Here is an 18,487-nt window from a genome sequence, read left to right as displayed (position 1 = left end):
GGGTTCCAACCTGGTCTGAAACGCTGACCGTCATGGTCTCGCTGGTCCTGGCGGCTATCCTGGCCGTGACCGCCTCCAAGGCGAGAGCCTGCGACCTTGCCCTGACCCAGAGCCCCAACACTGTCGTCATCAACTACAATCCCTTCGCTGCGGGACCGTCGAGCGGCGCCATCGATCTGGGCCTGAAGAACCAGGCAGACGAGGCCTGCGAGCTGCGGCTGTCCGTCGTTGACGACGGCGGGGCGATTGTTTCCCGGCTGGCCCTTGGGGGCGTGGGGGTGCAGTTCCGTCCGCGAGAGGCGTCGGGGCTTCAGACATCTGACGTCGAGCCTGGGGTCTTCCGCTACACTCTCGCAGGCAAGGCGACAGGCCAGGCGCAGCTGGACGCCGCGATCGTCGTGGACGCCGTGCCCGACGCCGGAACCTATGCCACCGATCTGAAGCTGCTGGTCAAGGACGCCGCTGGAACGGCTTTGCTTGCCCCAATCCCGATCCGTATGCAGTTAGTCTCCACGCCCCGAGCACAACTGAATCTGGCCGGAGCCGCCGGCGCCTTTGGTTCGGGCTCCAGTGTGGAGGTAGTCGATTTCGGTGACGCCTCTACAGGGCTGATGCGGCGCATCTTCGTGCAGGTCCGCGCCAATGCGCCGTCGGTCATCGCGATCAAGTCAGAGCATGGCGGAACTATGAGACGACAAGGTGATGTGGAAACCGCGTCCAGCGTCGCCTACGCGGTCGAGCTGGACGGAACGCTGGTCGATCTACAGGCCCCGTGGACCAAGGAGGTCGATCCGCCCCGCACCCTCGCCGGCATATCGCTGCCGATGCTGTTCACCTTGGGCAAGATCAAGGATCAGATGGCCGGTCGCTATCAGGATGTGCTCGCGATCGACATATCCCCCCGCTGACGGCGGCATACCCCATCAGGGTTAGCCCATAGCGGCGATTACCGCTGCAGCTTCATATTGCTAAAACGTTAATGCGATGCGCCGAATATCGGGAGAACCGGCGCACGCAGATCCGAAGCTTGAGGTGGACAGCCCCGTGCGGACCTGGACGACCTCCGACAACTGGGTGGCGCAATGTATCATCACGAGACGGCGACGTCGTCGCGACCAGACAGCTTTCCTGCGGCAACAATTTTCGAGGCACGACTGACGCGGCGCGGGACGCCATCAGGAGTGTGTGGAAGTCCGACACCCCTGCCCCGCGCGGACTGCACCGCCTGGTTCGAACATGACATCATCGCCCGGTTCGTTCTGGATACTCAGGGCTGCGTGATCCACGCCAACGCCAAGGCCAGAGCCATGATTGCAGCGGGTGTACTGGGCGCTGGCGGGGCCTTTATCTGCCCCTCCCATCGCAATCGTGGCGACTTCGACGCCTTGGCCAACCGTCTGCTGCAAGGACGCCAATCCCACGGCCGCCTTCTGTTTCGCTCAGGCGATGACGCCTGGTGCCTGCTGGATCTGGCGACGGCGCCCGATGCGATCGACCGCATCTTCGCCACGGCGCGCCCCGCCCACTGCATGGGCGTGGAGGTTATGGAGCCGCTGCGCGCCATCTTCGGTCTGACCCGGGCCGAACTCCTGGTCCTTTCCCATCTCACCCAAGGCGAAGCCCCAAAGGACATCGGGCGAAAGATGGATATGTCGATCCACACCGTCCGCGCCCACCTGCGCGCCATCTGCATGCGCATGGGCGTCAAAGGCATCACCGGCGCCCTTAGACTAAGCTTTCAGCTAACGAACTGATGCTAACCTACAGGGGCCGACGGCCAGGGCGGCATTGGCCGTCTTTCGGCCGACCTGACTCGAGATTCGGCTGCTGATGTTTGGCGCCGAAGCCACAGTTAAGGTCCGTTTCTGGCGCAAGCCAGCCGCGCGATCGTGGGCGAGCCTTCGGCATATCTACGCACAGAACATTGGTCGCCGCGGTCGAGGACGTCTCGGTCAGGGCCGCGGCGGCCAAGGCCACTGAGCCAGATGGATCAGGTTTTGAACTAGGCCCGCACCAATCAAGACGATGGCGGCTCAACACCCCAAGTTTAACTTCTTAACTCGATCCCGTATTGTCTTCAGCAAGACGGCGAGCGACGTTGCGACACTACGGCGTGTGAAAGCGCGTGTTCACCTGTTACTGTCTCAGTGGATGGATCGCCAGCTTTTCAGCAACTGCTGATCGGTGAAAGGTTTCGCCAGCCCGCTCCGTGCGCCAAACTGACTGGCAAGTCGGAGATAGAAATCCGGGCCCATCCGGCCGCCACTGGTGATTGCAAGAACTGGACAGGCGCGCGGCTGTAACTGTTCAAGCACTTTCAGCCCGTCGATGTCAGGCAGAATTATGTCGAGAATGATGGCCGCGGCTGGGTGAGCCGCTGCAAGCTCCAAAGCTTGCAAGCCTGTCGATGCGCAGAGCACTTCTATGGCTTCGCCCTCAAGCATACGGCGAATTTCACCTGCCCAAAAAGGATCGTCTTCGACCACGATGCATTGTTTCATCGCATTCATCCTTGATCGGTCTTCATTTGGCCGATCGGCTATGATCCTTTCCAGCGGCTGAAATCTCATATCAGCGGTCAATCCGTCAAGATCGCCAGTTGAGCCTCGCCCTCAGGCTGCGGGCCATGTGCGTCGGTCATGGCCGCCGACAACCGTTCGACGGCGCAGGTCAATGCATACGCATCAACTTCCTCCCCGGCCGTCGCTTTCAACGCCAGGGCCTCCAGGTCGAAAGCCGCTGTCGACACATCGTCTAGCCCGAAGCTGCCGGAGGTCCCGGCGATCGAATGCGCCTGCGCTGCAAGCCCGGCATAGGCATCCATCGCCGGCGACCGGTCGAGAAGGGCGCGAAGCTGATCCGGCACCGAAGCCAGATGGTCGACATAGCGCCGCTTCAGGGCCGTCATGGCGTTGTCGCTATCGGCATCGTCAGCGGCGGTCGTCTTGGCGGGTGACAGCTTGGCAAGCAGCGCAACAAGCGCATCTATGTTCACAGGCTTGCCGATGTGGTCGTCCATCCCTGCTTCGCGGCAGGCGGCGATCTGCTCGGGCAGAACGTTAGCCGTCAGCGCCACCACCGGCACGCTTGCAGCAGAGCCGTCCATCCGGCGGATCCTCCGCGTGGCTTCCAACCCATCCATGCGAGGCATCTGCACGTCCATGAGGATGATGTCGAACGCCTCGCCATCAAGCGCTAGGGCATCCAGAGCCGCCTGCCCGGATTCAAACAGACGAACGTCATGACCAACTCGGCCAAGCTGAAGCTGGAGCAGCTCGCGGTTCGCCTCCACGTCGTCGACCACCATGACGACGAGCCCGTTGGGTCTGTTCTGGCTAACCGTCGACGTTGAAACGTGCTCGGCCCGCGACGCCTTGCGCGCTGGCAGAACCAAGGTCACCGTCGTGCCATGACCTAGCGTGCTGTTGAGGATGAGGTCCCCGCCCATTAGCCTGGCCAGAGAACGGCTGATAGACAAGCCGAGCCCAGATCCGCCGAAGTTGCGCGAAATCGACTCGTCGGCTTGCGAGAAGCCCTCGAACAGGGCATCGAGACGATCCGTTGGGATCCCTGGGCCGGTGTCCTCCACCTTGACGCATAATGTCTTGTTCGATGCAGTGACATCGACCCGGACAAGCCCCTTGCGGGTGAACTTGACGGCGTTTCCGATTACATTCAGCAATATCTGCTTGAACCGGACTTCGTCGCCGAAATAGTGCGAGGCCACGACGCGGTCGACATTGAGCGTCAAATCGACTGAACACGAAGGATAGGCGGCGGGAATCAGGTCAATCACCTCAGCCGCGACATCCGATGGACTGTACGGCCGGTTCTCGATCGTCATCCGTCCGGCCTCGATCTTTGAGAAATCCAGGATGTCATTCACGACATGCAGCAGGGATTTTCCGGCGCTCGTGATGCGATCGGCGTAACGACGTTCCTCTTCGGTTGTCACCGTCTCTGCGAGAAGGTCGGTGAACCCCAGAATGGCGTTGAGCGGCGTACGGATTTCGTGGCTCATGTTGGAAAGGAAGTCCGCCTTCGTGCGTGCCGCCGTTTCCGCCGAATGACGTGCTTCAGCCAACTCAATCTCACGTTCGCGTCGTTCGGTGACGTCCCTGACCGTGTCGACGAAGCCTGTGACGTTGCCATCCGTATCGAAAGCCGGGGTCGGCCTTGCCTCGAGCCACAAGGTCGTCCCGTCCTTGCGGCGGGCCTGATAGCTGACGGTGAAGGAACCACCTTCGATGAGACCTTTGCGGAAGGCGTTCTCAACGTGCGCGTGCTGGCTAGGGTCGATGATTTCGAAAGTGCGCCGCCCCACAAGCTCGGCGGGGCTGTAACCGAGCAGCGACCCCACAGCAGGGGAAAGATACTCGAACACACCATCGGCCTTGTATCGAGCAATGACGTCAGAAGAATTGTCCGCCAGTAGTTTGTATAGAGCTTTCTGCTCCTGAACCTGCCGAAGAAGGGCGTCATCCTCGGTGATATCCTTGAAAACCCCAAAGATCGTCTTCACTTCGCCGTCGCTGTTCAGTTGGCACTCACCGGCGGCCCTCACGCGGACCCGGCCACCGCTCGCCGTGATGAGGTCAGCATCGAACTGCCATGGCTGGTTGACCGCCATGGCGAACTCCACGGCCTCACTCACACGAGCGCGGTCTTCTGGGGCGTAATAGTTGATCGCCTCTTCTAGGCGGGGCCGGTGCACCTCCGGGTCGAGACCGTGGATACGGTAGACTTCCGGTGACCAGAAGAGAGATCCACTGGCAACGTCGATGGACCAGTGGCCGACCCGGCTCATGCTTTCAGCCATCAGATTCTGCTGCTCGCGCACTCTAGCCTGTTCGTCCCGACGTTTCAGACGCGCTTGCTGTGCTCGCAACCTTGCAATCAGGTGCTGCTGACGCGCCGTCGAGGCGGCGACAATCATGCTGGTCAGAACAGTCACGGCCAGGAAGCCCTGCATGACCAAGAGCCGGACAGGCGTATCGGCGTCGATCAGGCTGGTAGGCCCGTGATCAGACAGGCTGAACCCCATGGCCAGAACCGTCACCGCCAAACCGCCGAAACCAACACCGAGCGGCCCGCTGCGCGCCGCGAGGTAGACGGCCGCCGGCGCGACGAGGAATAATAGAGGAAACTCAGACTGCCAGAAGACGGCCGTCGTCACGACGACCAAGATGATCAACGGCGCAGACGCCTGGCTCAATGCGTTCCGAAAGCGGACTGGCGACATTCGGCGTGTCAGCGCCCAGGCCAGCGGCGCGAACAGCACCAGGCCCAGGGCGTCCGCCGCGAACCAGATCGCCATGTCCAACAGTGCGAGTTGGGCGCCTTCGCCCAGTGTCAGCAGACCAAAGGCGATAATGGCCGACGCCGCACTGCCGACAATCGCTGCTCCGATAAGCCGTCCGACCGGTAGAAAGTGAGCACTTTGATTCGGACGACCGCCGGCGATCACAGCTGCGACGATCACTGTCTCGATCAGATTGTCGCCCGCCATCCCGAGGGCGAGCGGCAAGCTATCTCCGTTTGCCAGATTGGCGATGCCGTTGCCGACGAGCATGGCCGACAGGACCGCCAGCCAGCCCCCCGCCCTGCCGCGCAGGCCGATGATGAGAAATACCGCATTGAGCGGCCAGACCGCCGCCGCCCGCCCTGTCGCGCGCGTCCAGAGAACGGCCGCGTAGGCAAGAGCGAATGCCAGGATCGCCAGCCCCAGCCATTGAAGTAGCCGGCGCGCCAGCAGGCTCGGTGAGATCGGAGTCGTTGCAGATAAAGGCATAGAGGTCAGCGCGCCGTGCAGAGTGGTGCGCCCGAGATAACGTCCAAAAGCTTATTGCATTCATAAGATGCTCAGTAGGGATAAAACGCGAGAGACCGCTGGACTTGACGGTTTCTCTAGCTTCTGACCTCCGCGTCGCCGACCGAGTTGGGTCATTTGGCCGTGAGAAACGAGAGAGACTGCGTGGTTTTGCCGGGTGAAGATCGGATCCTGACTTCGCCCATTCGGCTGGCCGCTGCATCACGGTCTTGCTGGCCGCCACAGGCAGAGAGGGCGGGCGACGGCGAGTTTCATAACCGCTGAAGACAACCCTGAAGGCCTAAAGTGCACCTGCTGCACCGCCTGTGAGCGCGAAACCTGCATCAAACTGATCGCCGCCAAGACTGTGGAAGTCCGTCTCCTAGCCGGCATCCCGCCAAGCTGCCCACGCGCAGGCCATGGCCGACGCCGTCCAAAGCATGCGCCAAGCCTGGGCGAGATCGAACTTCAAGTCCACGGCGGCTCGGGCGTGTTACTCAGCGCCTGTTAGCCAAACAGCAGAAAACCCCTCGGCTCTGTGCGGTGGGGCTTTTTAATGTTGTGGGTGCGGGAGCCCGCACCGTGTCGCACCTCACACCCGTTGTCATATCCAGTGCTTAGCCGAGGTGCAGTCGAGACGTCAGTTGAAAATCCGCTATGCGCCATCAGCAGACGTTAGTGGATCGCCGAGTTCCAGACTTTCTGATCGGCGTCGTCGAGTCACTTTCGCCACGCTGCGGGCCCTATGAGGGTCTGCATTCTGATTTTCATTTCAGGTGGCAGACACAAGCTCGCCATACCACCAAGCCGCCGTGACGCCGCCGTCCGGTGCCATCAGCAAGGTGCCGACCCCGCCGACCTGATCGGGCGTGCCCGCACGACCTGCTGCAGAGGCGTCGATTATCCGGCGGAAGCGCTCGCCACGCGCACGGCCCAGTTCGTCGCGTGCTACCTGAGGCATAATGATCCTCGGGCTGATGCAGTTTAGACGGGCCTCCCGTCCTACCGCCGCCTATGCGCTGAGTTCCAGAGCAGCCCGACGAGTGACCGTTGCTTGAGATCGGCCTGGATGACGCCATCCCGCGACCTTGGCAATCAGCTCGCCTCTAATTCAAAGGCAGATTTGTGAGAAGCCTTAGGGTCTCGGAATAGTAGTCTTCGGTCGACTGCGGCGTCGACGGGTTGCGATCCAGGGTGGAGAAGGCGATCGCCTTGACGCCGTCGGAGGCGGCATAGGGCGCTACGGCGCCGCTAGTCACGTCGATCCAGGCGGGCCAGCCGCCGGCCTTTTCGGTCTCGCGCCAGTATCTGCTGAAACGCCCCAACTCCGCGGTGCGACCCGACAATTGCAGATAGAGTGGTACGCGCACGGCATCGAAGCCGAACCGCGCCGGGCGTCCTGCGGCCGGCTGCACCAAACCTGCGGCGTCGAGCTGTATCCAGTCGGTGGGAAGACCCCAAGTTCCAAAGGCGGCTACGCCGATCAGGTCCGCGCCATCGCTGATGACATCATTCCACAATGGCTCCAGCCGGGCGAAGGCATCCAGGGCCGGCCAAACATAATAGGACGGATTTAAGATTGCGACGTTGTCCGCCAGGAACCCCAACCGTCCCGGCAACAGGACACGCCGACCGGCATGGCTGGTGCAGGCTTCACGCAAAATCGCCGCGCGCAAACTTTGCGACTCCTGGGCGTATTCCGGCATGTTCCATGCCCCCGCCGCCCGCAGCAGGGCCCAGGCGATCAGAAGGTCGCCGTCGGTGGCGTTGTTGGGATCCTTGACCGGATCGCTCTGGGACGGATCGAAACGCCAGGCCAACAGGCCCGTATCGGTCCGGGACAGATGCGTCTTCGTCCACGACCACATTGAGGCGAACGTCGCCCGATCCTCGGCTGCGAAGGCCAGGATCATGCCGAACCCCTGGCCCTCCGAATGGCTGACGCCACCGTTGCCAGTGTCGATCACGCGTCCGTCAGGCGAGACGAACCGCTGCTTGTAGGACCGCCACTCGGAACCCTTCAGGTCCTTGGCGCAGGCAGTGGGCGCGAACGCCGTTAGGCCTGCTACGGCGAGTAGGGTTCGCCGATCAATCTGAATAGACAAACTTCAGCTCGCCTTTCGACCTTGAGCCCCGTCCCAGAACCCCGCGCGAGTCCATCCGGTGGAACCAACTGCGGTAAACGCCCTCTACAATGAACGGCAGGGCGTCGCTCCAGAGCATATTTTCGGGCGGTAATTGAGGCAGGCGATGCGTAATCTCAAGCCGTCGCGCGCCGGTGGTCAGCGTCACGGACCCCATGCCCAACTCCGCCCAGATGCCGTTCATCCAGCGCATCAGATGGCCGGTGTCGCCTTGCGCCGACATGATGCAGACATCGCCGATCTTCTCTCCGACCGTGACGAGGAATTCGTCCGACCTCGCGCCGAGCTGGTCGCGCAGCTCGGACAACATCGCCATCGCCAGCAGAGACTCGACGCCCGCTGGGATCACTGACCGGCTCCGAAGGCCTGCTTCAGCCTCAGGTTCATACGGTATTCGTCGTAGTTGCCGAAGGTGTTCATGCGTGCGTCCAGACCGATGGCGGTGGCGCCCATCTGGCGCCAGCCCTCGACCCCGCCTGAGAAGGCGAAGCCGCTGCGGCTTTCGCTGTCATACTGGGCGCGGACGTCGTTGTTCAGCAGTTTCAGCGCCGTCAGTTGCCCCTGGGCAGTCGGATCTTCGGGATAGAGCGCGACTGCATCCTGCTGATAGGTCTGGTAGCCCGGCGAGAACTGGGCGTTGATGCTCCAGTCGCCACGCTTCCAGCGCACATCAATCGGGAAGGCCGTGCTGACGAAGCTCTGCGGGCTGAAATAACCGCCGTGGCCGAATGTGAAGTAAGAAAGGTTGCGGTCGAACGCCTGATAGTTCAGCGAAATCCCGGCTGTGACGTTCATAGCATCGCTGCCGTACAGGCGACGATAGGCGCCGATGTTCAGCTCCAACGCCTTGTTGTCGCTTACGCCCTGACCGGCATAGGCGCGGTAGGCGACATCGCCGAACAGGCCTGTCCCCCCCTGCTCCCAGCTGGCGCCGATGCCGCCGCCGGTCTTCATCACCGAACCCCAGCTTTGCCCTGAAACCGGATCGACGGCCCCGGCGTAGGACAGGACGCTGTCGGTGACGGGGCGACGTTCGGCAAAGACCTTCAGGGCGCCATGCGCGCCCAGACGCGGGCGCCAGGTGAAGCCGGCCTGCACGTTCTTGCGCTCGAACCCGAGCGGGGTGGAGCCGACGTCGGCCGAGATCGTCGGGCTTTCGTAATAGGCCGAGAGGGCCACGCCTGCGGCGTATTGGCTGTCGGGCGTGGCCAGAACCGTCGGCTGCTGGGCCACGATGGCCAGAGCTTCCGCCGTCGCATTGCGGCCGAAACGGGCGCTGGCGGAACGGTTCAGGTCGCCGGCGTCGATGACCGTGGGCGCGACCGATAGACCGATCCGTCCCTGGCCCACGGGCGTCGAGGCGCTGATGGTCGTTGTCAGGGCGTTCAGGCGGCTGAGACCGTCTTCACCCGAGCGGACCCGCGCCTCGACAGCAGCGTCCACCATCGGCGCGTCGTCGCTTTCCAGCTCGGCCAGGGCCTGCTGAACGGGCGTCCTGACCGGCTCGCCGTCGCTGCTGCGCCCGACGCCGCGCAAGGTCTCGGGCGCGAACGGATTGATCGGCACGGATGTCCGGTTCTGCGATGCGTTTCGGAAGGGGTTGGCGACGGTGAAGGCCGATCCGGCGGCCAGTCCGCGCGGTTGCCCCAAGGCATCGGCCTGTTCCAGCAGCCTGCGCGCTGCACGGCGGTCGCCCGCAGCCTGTTCGACACGCGCGCCCGTCAGATAGGCGTTGACGTCCTGCGGCCGGTCACGCAGCAGCAGGCGATAGGACTGACGCGCCTTGGCGAAATCGCCCTGAGCCGACGCGGTGTCGGCCAGGCCGGTCAGGGCGTCGGGATCGCCGGGCTTGCGCTGAAGCGCCAGTTCGAAGACTTGGGCGGCTTCCTGGGTCATGTCGCCGTCCTGATAGAGGCGGCCCAGCGAGACCAGGATCGCCGGATCCTGGGGTGCGACGCTCCAGCCGGACTGGAGCACATCAAACGCCTCCGCCCTCATGCCGTCTTCGCGCAGACGGTCCGCGCTGGCGACGGCGAGGATCGAATAGAGACGACGCGCAGCGGCTGAGGTCGTCGAACCGCCCGTCGCACGCTGGATCACGCCTAGCGCCGTTTCGTCCTGTCCGGTCTGCGCCAGCAAGCGAACCAGCGGCTCGACCGAGGTCGCCGATCCGCCTGGCTGAGCTGCAGCGGCGGACGCGAGCGAGGCCGCACGGTCGTGGGAGCCCAAGGCATAATAGGCGCCGCCCAGACGGATCTGCTGCCCGACAGACGCGCCGGGCACGTTCAGACGGTCCAGCAAGGCCAACGCTTCGTTTGCACGTCCCGATGCCGCCAGGGCGCGGGCCTGTTTCTCGGCGTCGACCAGGCCGACCTCCGCCTCCAGCGACCGCATCTCGGCGGTGCGGCCCGCCTCGGGCACACGGCGCAACAGACGCAGGGCTTCGGCCGGCCGTTCGGCCTGATTGTAGTAGAGGGCCGCCGCATACAGGCTTTCGGCGGATGTAGAGGTTTGCAACGGCTGGATGATGGCGGCGCCGTCGCTGGCGCGTCCCTGTTCCAGCAGGAAACCGGCGAAGGCGTAGCGCAGCCAAGGATCGCCGCCGCCGCCCCGCTCAAGCGCCTCGCGATAAGCGGTTTCGGCGCGCTGGGGATTGCCGTCGGCGGCCGCTTGCGCGGCTTCGGCATTGGCGATCTTGTAGGCGGCGTCGGCGCTCGTCCCTTCCGCCTGCGCATAGGCGGCGCGGGCCTCGGCGTATCGCGACTGGAGCATCAACAGATCGCCCAGTTGCACCGCGACGAGCGACTTCTGCTCCGGCGTTGCGGCGCTGGCGAGCAGTTGGTTCAGCAACGCCTCGGACCGGCGGCTGTCGTTGGCCTGCCCTGCCGTTTCAGCCTCGCCCAGCAAGGCGAAGAAGCGTGCGGACGCCAAGGCTTCTGTCCAGCGCGATGCGCCGGCGCCCTGGGACGCGCGTTCAAGAAGATCGCGGGCCTCGCTGAACCGCTCCTGACGCAGCCGGGTCACCCCGAGACCGCCCAGGGCGTCCGTGTCGCGGCCGTTGATGGCCAGCGCCTGCTGAAATTGCGTCGCCGCGCTGGCCAGCTCGCCGCGATCCAGCGCCGCATAGCCGGCGACCCGCATTCGCCCGGCGCGATCGGCCGCCGAGGTCGTGGCGCGAGGTTGAGCGGTCTGGCGCGGCGCAGCCGCCTGCGTCGTCGAACTGTCGCCCGTCGAAGGCGCAGGACGAGCGGGCGCCGCAGGCGCCGGGCCCTGGGCCGGACCGGCCAGACCGCGTCGGGCGGCGGCATTGCCGGGGTCGAGCTGCAAAGCCCGGTTATAGGCCTGCGCCGCCAGGTCGCCCCGTCCGCGCGAACGCCAGAAGTCACCCTGACGAACCAGGTCCGCCACCGCGCCCGACCCGATTTGGGCGGAGGCGACGTTCATCGGCCCGACCAGAGCCAGCAGGACCACGCCGCTCGCCACCGAGAGTTTCAACAGAGACTTCATGGGCCACAGCCTATTCATGGTCGGAGCCCGCCAGTCGTCTGCGACCGTGTGCCTTGAGCGAATAATAAAGCGGGAAGCCGATCAGCACTGCTGCCAGGATGGCCGCCAGCGCCAGCATGAACGGCCGCTGCGCGAACCAGTAGCTGATGCCCAGCCACCATGGAAGTTCGCCGCGCCAGTGCGTCGAACGCACCTGATAGGCCTTGAACTCCGTGCCGCTGCGCACGACCAGATCACCCCGGATCTGCGCCTTCGCATCGGCCGTGGGCAGCAGACTGGTCAGTTGCGGCAAGGCGTCCGGCTGGCTGCTTAGAACCGCCACGACATGGCGATCCTTCGAATAGGGCGACGGGAAGCTGGTCAGGCCCTCGAAGCCGTTTGCGGGACCGACGGCCGTTTCAATGTCTTCGGGATTGTCGCGACGCTCAGGCGCGAACCAACCAAAGAAACGCTCAAGCGGCGCCAAGCGCGCGACCTCGACGCGTTCGTTGCGGAACCCCACCGGCGCATCCTCGAACAACTGGTCGTTCCTCGCCAGATCGGCGCTTCCGACCACCAGGATGTCTTTGTCGGCCATCCGGCTGGGTTGCAGGGTCCGCATGACGGCCACGCGCGTCGCGGCGGCGCCGGTCGAATCCCCGAACTGCCCCATCAGGTTCAGGAAGGCCTCGATCTCGCCCGCCGACGGATTGGCGCCCATCAGCACCGCCGTCTCGCCCAGGTCAGGCGTCCGCGTAAATGGGAAGCCCCCGCCTGTGAACAGGGCAAGATTGGGCATACGCGTGGCGTGGTGAGCGCCGCTGAAGTCCAGGGTGCTGCCCGGATCGATGGAGGACATGACGTTCTTGGGCAGTTGCCCCACGCATTCGCCGGGATCGCTGACCTGCAGGTCGTAGGTGAAGCCCAGTTCGTTCTTGCCAAACAGGGTATAGGCCGGAAGGGTCGCCGTCGCCGTTGAGCGATGCGAGGTCACACCCGGCTCCTTGCCCCAGAACCCGAACCCGCGCGTCTGCAGCGGCAGCGACCGGACGTACTGGCCGTTCACCGTCACGTCGAGCCGCGACCGCTCGCGATCCATCCACTCTCCGCGCGGATAGTTATAGATGGCGTTCAGCTTGGCGCCCTCGGCCGGCCAGAAGAATAGATCGGGGGCCAGGCGGAAGGTCGCGGCCAGACGGCCGGGCTGAAGCCCCATCCCCGTCAGGTTCTTGGTCTCGGCCAGGTCGCCGAGACGGACCGGACGATCGATCGTCAGCCAGCGTGGCGCGCTATTCGGACCATAGGCGGGAGCGGCGCCGCCCGACAGGTCGACGTAGTCGCCGTTCAGACTGCCCTGGGCATAGGCCAGCCCCGCTGCGGCCTGCTTTAGTTCTGTCGCGTCGCGGCCCATGATCAACAGGACCGTGCTGTAGGGATCGCGCGGATGGCGAACGATCGCCGCCGACGGTCCGGTGATGGTCCGAGCCAGTTCCGGCAGCATGTGGTCGGGCGTCATGAAGGCGATAGAGTCGCCATCCGGCAAGCTGCCGACCGAGGCCGGGAAGCTGAAACCGCGATAGCTGGCCATTGCGCCAAAGGCGCTGGCCATCGCCGCCGCCGCTTCCAGATCGCCATTCGACGGCTCGCCGCCGAACACGAACGGCAGCCTCAGCGGTGCAATGTCGTGCGCGTCATAGAAGGGCGCGGGATAGGTCTGAAGGTTCGGCGCGCCGCCGACCTTCTGGAAGTTTAAGTCGAGATACGAGCGGACATTACTGACATTGGCCCACAAGGTCGAATGCAGCGGATCCTCGCAGTCGCGGGTGTAGTGGCCGATCAAGCGCAGGTTGAGGCGGTTGTCGCCGGGCACGATCAGGGATGGATCGATCGGCACCTCGATCCGCGTCCGGTCCGCGCCCGCCTTGGGCAGGGGCACGCTGCGCACCACCTCGTCGTTGATCAACACCGTCAGGCTGCTGAGATCCGGCAGCATGGCTGGCGAATAGCCGAAATCGAGCACCAGCCGGCCGGACTTGAGGATTTCGTCGGCGCGACCGCCGAACGGAATGCCGACCTCGCCATCGACGCCGCGCAGACGCACGCTCTGACGGACCTGCAGATCGCGCAGGCTGGCGCGAACGTGCCTCTGACCCTGACCTAGGCGATCCACGGTCGCCACGGTGTTCATCCGCGCCTGCACCTCGGCCGAGACCTGGGGCGTGGATCCGATGGCGTCGGATTGGACGCCGCCGTCGACGCCGCGAATGGCGCTGGTGGTTTGCGCCGTCGCGCCAGCAACCGGCGAGATGACAAGCATCAGCGCCAGACCGGAAACGCTCAGGCCGCGCGCCAGGCCCGACTGACGGCGGAGATTTGACTTGGGACCGACAGTCATCAGGCGGCTTTCACCATAGAATTTTCAAGCTTCAGATCTTCCGTTTCCCAAGCGTCGGAACGCCCCAGGACGGCGACGCTGAGGCCCATACGTTGTTCGAACGACAGCTCCAGGAACCGCACCCGCAGCAGGCCGGCCCCTGCCCCCGCCGCCTTCACCGGCAGCACCAAATTTTCCCCGCCCGTGCGGAGTTCGACCTCGGTCACGGCCAGGTTCGACAGGTCAAGGTCGCTGGGAATCCGAACCGCCAACCCCCCGATGGAGGCGTCTTCTGTCACGGCGTCGATCACCGCGCCATTGTCGAAAAATAGAGTGACGGGCAGGGCGGCCTCGATGCGGACGCTGTGCCGGGACTGGCGGGACTCGCGGCCGATCATGATCGCCGAGATCAGGATCAACAGGCTGAACACCGACCAGGCCATGTTCATCACCACCGTCCAGACATCGGCGGTTCCGAGCACCAGACGACCGAAGCCCGCGCAAAGACCGGCGGCCAGCAACGCCGCCACCACCATGTGCGGCATGACGCTCCCATAGTCGAAGAAGGGCTTGTCGATCACGCCGCCCTTGGCCGTCACGTTGAACTTGCCCAGTTTGGGATTGACCAGCGTTTCCAGGGTCGGCCGAAGCAGATGGAAGGCCAGCAGGGACTCGTAGATGTCGCTCCAGAACAACCGCCGACTACCGCCTTGCACCCGGTGCGTGGCGATCATGGCGCCGAACAGGTGGGGCGCCGCATAGGCGAAGATCATCGGCGCCGCCGCATGGATTACGCTCTGACCCGCCAGCAGGAACGCCAGCGGCGACGTCAGGAAGACGATGCGCGGCAGCGGAAACTGGAAGTGCAGCATGGCGTTCAGGTAGCAGAGCCGCTGCGGCAGGGTCAGGCCCGGGCCTAGCAACGGATTGTCGATCCTGAGCATCTGCGACATGCCCCGCGCCCAGCGCGCGCGCTGACCGATGTGCAGAGCCAGCTTCTCGGTCGCCAGACCCGCCGACAGCTTGATGTTCAGATAGGCCGACCGCCAGCCCAGCCGCTGAAGCTTCAGGGCCGTATGGGCGTCCTCGGTGACGGTCTCGCCGGCGAACCCGCCGACCTCCGCCAGGGCAGAGCGACGAATGATGGCGCAGGATCCACAGAAGAACGAGGCGTTCCAGAAGTCGTTGCCGTCCTGCACCACGTCATAGAAGAGCTCGCCCTCGCCCGGCAGTTCGCCCAGCATCGTGAAGTTGCGCTGGATCGGGTCGCGAGAATAGAAATGGTGCGGGGTCTGCAGCAGGGCCAACTCCGCATCCCGCTGGAACCAGCCCACCGTCATCTGCAGGAAGGCGCGCGTGGCGACGTGATCGCAGTCGAAGATGCAGATCAGTTCGCCTTGGGTGCGCGGCAGGGCGGCATTCAGATTACCGGCCTTGGCATGGGCGTTGTCGGGTCGAGTCAGGTATCCACAGCCCGCATATTTGGCGAACCGCCTGAACTCGGGCCGTCCGCCGTCATCCAGAATATAGACCCTGACCTTATCGGCCGGATAATCGACCGCCATCGCCGCGAACACGGTGCTCTGAACGATGGCCAGATCTTCGTTGTAGGTCGGAATGTAGATGTCAACGGTCGGCAGATCGTCGTCGGCGCCGGTGAGAGCGACCGGCGGGCGTCGCAGCGGCCAAAGGATCTGCAGCAGGCCCAGGACGTGGATCAGCCAGGCGAACACCTCCGCCAGAAACAGCCCGCCGCCCAGGAAGTATTCCGAAAGGTGATCGAACGTCAGCGTATTGGTCGCCCGCCACCAGATGTAGCGGGTCGAGGCCAGTAGCGAGATCAGGCAGATGACCACGGTCGCGCGACGCGCCACGCGGAACTGCAATAGAGCCATCGGCACGATCATGCCGATGGCGAAAATCCACTGCCCGCCCAGATCAAGCGGCGTCACGATCACGGCGATGACCAGACCGGCGGCCAGCAAGGTCGCCAGGGCCAGTCCCGCCCAGCGCAGGCCGTCGCCCGCCGTCGGTGTGGAAACGGACCGTCTCACTTCGCCATCACCGCAGCGACGGGCAGGCTGTTCATCTTGTTGAGCAAGCTGACGAAGGCGACGCGAATGTCGGTCCAGGCGGCGCTATAGGGCGAGGTCGACGACAGGGTGTCCAGAGCGGCGAGCGCCTCATCCACCGCCTCGTCCAGACGAACCTGGCCGATCACCCGATCGCCGAACTGCTCTTGCAGATAGCTTGCGGCGGCCGTCTTCAACGCCACGCGACTGTCGGCGAAATTGATCAGCAGGAAACGGTTCTCACCCGCCGAGAGGAAGGCTTTCACGCTGGGCGCAAGCGCCAGACCGGACGCGGACGCCGGCACTACCAGCACGATGGCGTCTGCGTCTGCCATCACGTCGTCACGGAGATCGGGCCGAGCGCGCGGTAGGTCGAAAATAGCCAGGTCGGCGCCGTTCACGACGTTCCAGTCCTGCCCTGTCCGCAGTGTGATGCGTGCGTTGGCGCTTCTGTTCTCGCCGTCGTCCGAGAGGGACGCTAGGCCAAGATGATGCTTCAGCAGACCCTGGTCATCCGCATCCACGCAGGTGACGTCCAATCCCTCGGCAGCGGCGGCCTGCGCCATGCCGGAAACCAGCGCGGTCACGCCAGCGCCGCCGCGCAGAGAAGTGATGGCGACCCGGATCATCGATCGCGTCCCGTCGCGATCCGAACGACAAGGGCTTGGATCGAGTTTCCACTATCGACCGCATTCACTGCCTGCGCATCGGGCAAAGCCTCTGGAGCGGAATGGGCGTGACTGGCGCGCAGTTGGCGCGAGACCAGTTCGAACAACGGCCAGCGCTCGGCACCCGCCGATGCCGCACTCTCATATTCGCGATACTGGAAGTCGGATTGACCCAGCCTGTCCAACAGACGTTTTGTTTCTATTCTCACGACCAAGTCTCTCAAAGTTTTTCGGCCGCGACCGAAACAAGCCCGCACTTGAATGCGCGCGGCCTTTATCATTCGAAATCAATAGCAGACAGCTTACCAAAAAGCGTTAACTTGCAGCCCAAAGCTGTAGACAAGCGCCCCACCTAACCCGACAAACCTGGATGCTTCACTCGTAAGCCACAAACTCAACCCGCCCGCCACTGCGAAACCATCGTTCGACGCCCGCACTTCCCTGCCGTCCTCCATCACGGCAGGCAAGCTCGTCATCTTGCAGCCGCTGGCCCCAACGCTTGCGCGGACGCGTAGCCCTTCACGCCCGGTACTCGTCCGACCTGCAGAGCCAGCGCTCGGCCCAGGACCAGTTCGCGGCAATACGCTCATTCATGTCAATGGCTGGAACGAGGCGGCCGGCTTCACCGACCCCGGCATCTCCGGCGCCACTCTAGCGAACCGGCCCGGCGTACAAAGTCTCTTCCGCAAGGCTAAGCGCGGCGGGTTTGATGTGGTCATGACCGAGGCCCTAGACCGCCTGTCGCGCGCGGCGTGGCCTGGTGGCCAGCGCTAAGGTCGGCTGCTCGGGTGGAGGCGCTGCTACGGCTACCGACTCTACCGCGACGCCACCGAGGAGCATGGTCATCCGCACGAGGCCGAGGTCGTTCGTCGGGGTCTTCGCCGACTATGCCGACGGCAACAGCCCGCGCACCATCGCCCACGCGCTCAGTGCTGAGGGCGAACCAGGTCCGCGCGGTGGCGATTGCACCCCGTGCGCCATCTACGATCGCCGCGCCGGCGACGGTATCCCCTGTCAGGAGCTCTATATCGGTGTGCGCCTGCTGAAACGCCGTCGCTATCGCAAGCCTCCAAACACAGGGCGGCGCTCGGCGAAGAGGTCTCCGCACAGAGATCTGCAAGCTGATCGACCCAGTCGATTTCTATCCCCTGGAAGGCTTTGGCAAGTTCTACCTGCAGGTGCATGGCAGCTTGGCCGTGTTGCTAGGTCTGAGTGAAGGCCAGACATCAAAAAGCCCCGCCGTTTCGGGCGGGGCTTCTGGGGTCCTCACAAGGTGTAAGGATGATCTGGGTGCGGGAGTAGGATTTGAACCTACGACCTTCAGGTTATGAGCCTGACGAGCTACCGGGCTGCTCCATCCCGCGGCAAACGGTAGAGTATCGTGAAGGAAGAACGGTTCGAGAAGGACCGCGATTGCGGTGTTTGTTCATCATCGGCTGTCCGCCTGGTAGACCCGGCGGCGACCTACTCTCCCGCGCCTTGAGACGAAGTACCATTGGCTCTGGAGGGCTTAACGACCGAGTTCGGAATGGGATCGGGTGGGGAACCTCCGACGTAGCCACCAGGTCAACCAGGGGGACAGCGGATGATGAGAAGACATTGTCTGAGATTGCTCTGGTCAAGGAGCAATCATCGAATGAGTTTTGCTGAGAAACGATCAAACCGATCGGATTATTAGTACCAGTAAGCTTCATGGGTCGCCCCACTTCCACACCTGGCCTATCAACGTGGTAGTCTTCCACGATCCTCAGCGAAGCCTTGTTTTGAGGTTAGTTTCCCGCTTAGATGCTTTCAGCGGTTATCTATTCCATACTTAGCTACCCTGCTGCACAGCTGGCACCATGACAGGTACACCAGAGGTATGTCCATCCCGGTCCTCTCGTACTAGGGACAGATCCTCTCAAGCTTCGAACACCCACGGCAGATAGGGACCA

The 18,487-nt window shown here is 63.8% G+C and carries 14 protein-coding genes, 1 tRNA gene and 2 rRNA genes; 4 read left to right on the top strand and 13 right to left on the bottom strand.

Annotated features, from left to right (window positions below; all coding sequences use genetic code 11):
- The first annotated feature begins 32 nt into the window (after positions 1 to 32).
- On the top strand, positions 33 to 908 hold the full coding sequence (locus tag HNP47_RS00080; RefSeq protein WP_184277334.1) for a hypothetical protein: 876 nt from the start codon (positions 33 to 35) through the stop codon (positions 906 to 908).
- Between the two features lie 273 nt (positions 909 to 1,181).
- A complete protein-coding gene (locus tag HNP47_RS16475; RefSeq protein ID WP_221414871.1) occupies positions 1,182 to 1,754 on the top strand; it encodes a LuxR C-terminal-related transcriptional regulator in 573 nt (190 codons plus the stop codon).
- A gap of 390 nt (positions 1,755 to 2,144) precedes the next feature.
- Here the strand turns inward: HNP47_RS16475 and HNP47_RS00070 are convergent, their stop codons facing one another.
- The 10 genes from HNP47_RS00070 to HNP47_RS00025 form a co-directional block, all read right to left on the bottom strand.
- Entirely contained in the window at positions 2,145 to 2,501 is a 357-nt protein-coding gene (locus tag HNP47_RS00070) for a response regulator (RefSeq protein ID WP_184277332.1), read from the bottom strand.
- 77 nt (positions 2,502 to 2,578) lie between these two features.
- Complete coding sequence (locus HNP47_RS00065; protein ID WP_184277330.1) at positions 2,579 to 5,791, bottom strand: ATP-binding protein; 3,213 nt, start codon at positions 5,789 to 5,791, stop codon at positions 2,579 to 2,581.
- 790 nt (positions 5,792 to 6,581) lie between these two features.
- On the bottom strand, positions 6,582 to 6,770 hold the full coding sequence (locus HNP47_RS00060) for a hypothetical protein (RefSeq protein WP_184277328.1): 189 nt from the start codon (positions 6,768 to 6,770) through the stop codon (positions 6,582 to 6,584).
- A gap of 145 nt (positions 6,771 to 6,915) precedes the next feature.
- Entirely contained in the window at positions 6,916 to 7,914 is a 999-nt protein-coding gene (locus tag HNP47_RS00055) for a glycosyl hydrolase family 8 (RefSeq protein WP_221414870.1), read from the bottom strand.
- Positions 7,898 to 8,302 (bottom strand): cellulose biosynthesis protein BcsD, encoded by a 405-nt coding sequence (bcsD, locus tag HNP47_RS00050; RefSeq protein ID WP_184277326.1) that lies wholly within the window; start codon positions 8,300 to 8,302, stop codon positions 7,898 to 7,900. The genes HNP47_RS00055 and bcsD overlap by 17 nt, the downstream gene beginning before the upstream one ends.
- Positions 8,299 to 11,460, bottom strand: a complete 3,162-nt coding sequence (locus HNP47_RS00045) for a cellulose biosynthesis protein BcsC (RefSeq protein WP_184277324.1) — start codon at positions 11,458 to 11,460, stop codon at positions 8,299 to 8,301. The genes bcsD and HNP47_RS00045 overlap by 4 nt, the downstream gene beginning before the upstream one ends.
- Positions 11,461 to 11,470: 10 nt before the next feature.
- Positions 11,471 to 13,834, bottom strand: a complete 2,364-nt coding sequence (bcsB, locus tag HNP47_RS00040; protein ID WP_184277322.1) for a cellulose biosynthesis cyclic di-GMP-binding regulatory protein BcsB — start codon at positions 13,832 to 13,834, stop codon at positions 11,471 to 11,473.
- On the bottom strand, positions 13,834 to 15,867 hold the full coding sequence (bcsA, locus tag HNP47_RS00035; protein WP_221414869.1) for a UDP-forming cellulose synthase catalytic subunit: 2,034 nt from the start codon (positions 15,865 to 15,867) through the stop codon (positions 13,834 to 13,836). The genes bcsB and bcsA overlap by 1 nt, the downstream gene beginning before the upstream one ends.
- Positions 15,864 to 16,514: a hypothetical protein gene (locus HNP47_RS00030; protein ID WP_184277320.1), complete on the bottom strand. Its 651-nt coding sequence runs from the start codon at positions 16,512 to 16,514 to the stop codon at positions 15,864 to 15,866. The genes bcsA and HNP47_RS00030 overlap by 4 nt, the downstream gene beginning before the upstream one ends.
- Positions 16,511 to 16,834 (bottom strand): hypothetical protein, encoded by a 324-nt coding sequence (locus tag HNP47_RS00025; RefSeq protein ID WP_184277318.1) that lies wholly within the window; start codon positions 16,832 to 16,834, stop codon positions 16,511 to 16,513. Before HNP47_RS00025 ends, HNP47_RS00030 begins: the two co-directional genes overlap by 4 nt.
- A gap of 196 nt (positions 16,835 to 17,030) precedes the next feature.
- Here HNP47_RS00025 and HNP47_RS16560 point away from each other — a divergent pair, with 196 nt between their 5' ends.
- On the top strand, positions 17,031 to 17,327 hold the full coding sequence (locus HNP47_RS16560; protein WP_184277316.1) for a recombinase family protein: 297 nt from the start codon (positions 17,031 to 17,033) through the stop codon (positions 17,325 to 17,327).
- A 64-nt stretch (positions 17,328 to 17,391) separates the two neighbouring features.
- Complete coding sequence (locus HNP47_RS16555; RefSeq protein WP_409360137.1) at positions 17,392 to 17,769, top strand: recombinase family protein; 378 nt, start codon at positions 17,392 to 17,394, stop codon at positions 17,767 to 17,769.
- Positions 17,770 to 17,840: 71 nt separating this feature from the next.
- Here the strand turns inward: HNP47_RS16555 and HNP47_RS00015 are convergent.
- The 3 genes from HNP47_RS00015 to HNP47_RS00005 form a co-directional block, all read right to left on the bottom strand.
- Positions 17,841 to 17,917, bottom strand: a tRNA-Met gene (locus HNP47_RS00015).
- Between the two features lie 87 nt (positions 17,918 to 18,004).
- Positions 18,005 to 18,119 (bottom strand): 5S ribosomal RNA (gene rrf, locus HNP47_RS00010).
- 87 nt (positions 18,120 to 18,206) lie between these two features.
- Positions 18,207 to 18,487, bottom strand: a 23S ribosomal RNA gene (locus HNP47_RS00005); the annotation flags it as partial.

This window comes from Brevundimonas vesicularis, from assembly GCF_014204545.1.
Classification (GTDB): domain Bacteria; phylum Pseudomonadota; class Alphaproteobacteria; order Caulobacterales; family Caulobacteraceae; genus Brevundimonas; species Brevundimonas vesicularis_B.
The sequence above is the reverse complement of the archived record's forward strand: the minus strand, read 5'-3'. Positions and strand labels throughout refer to the sequence as shown.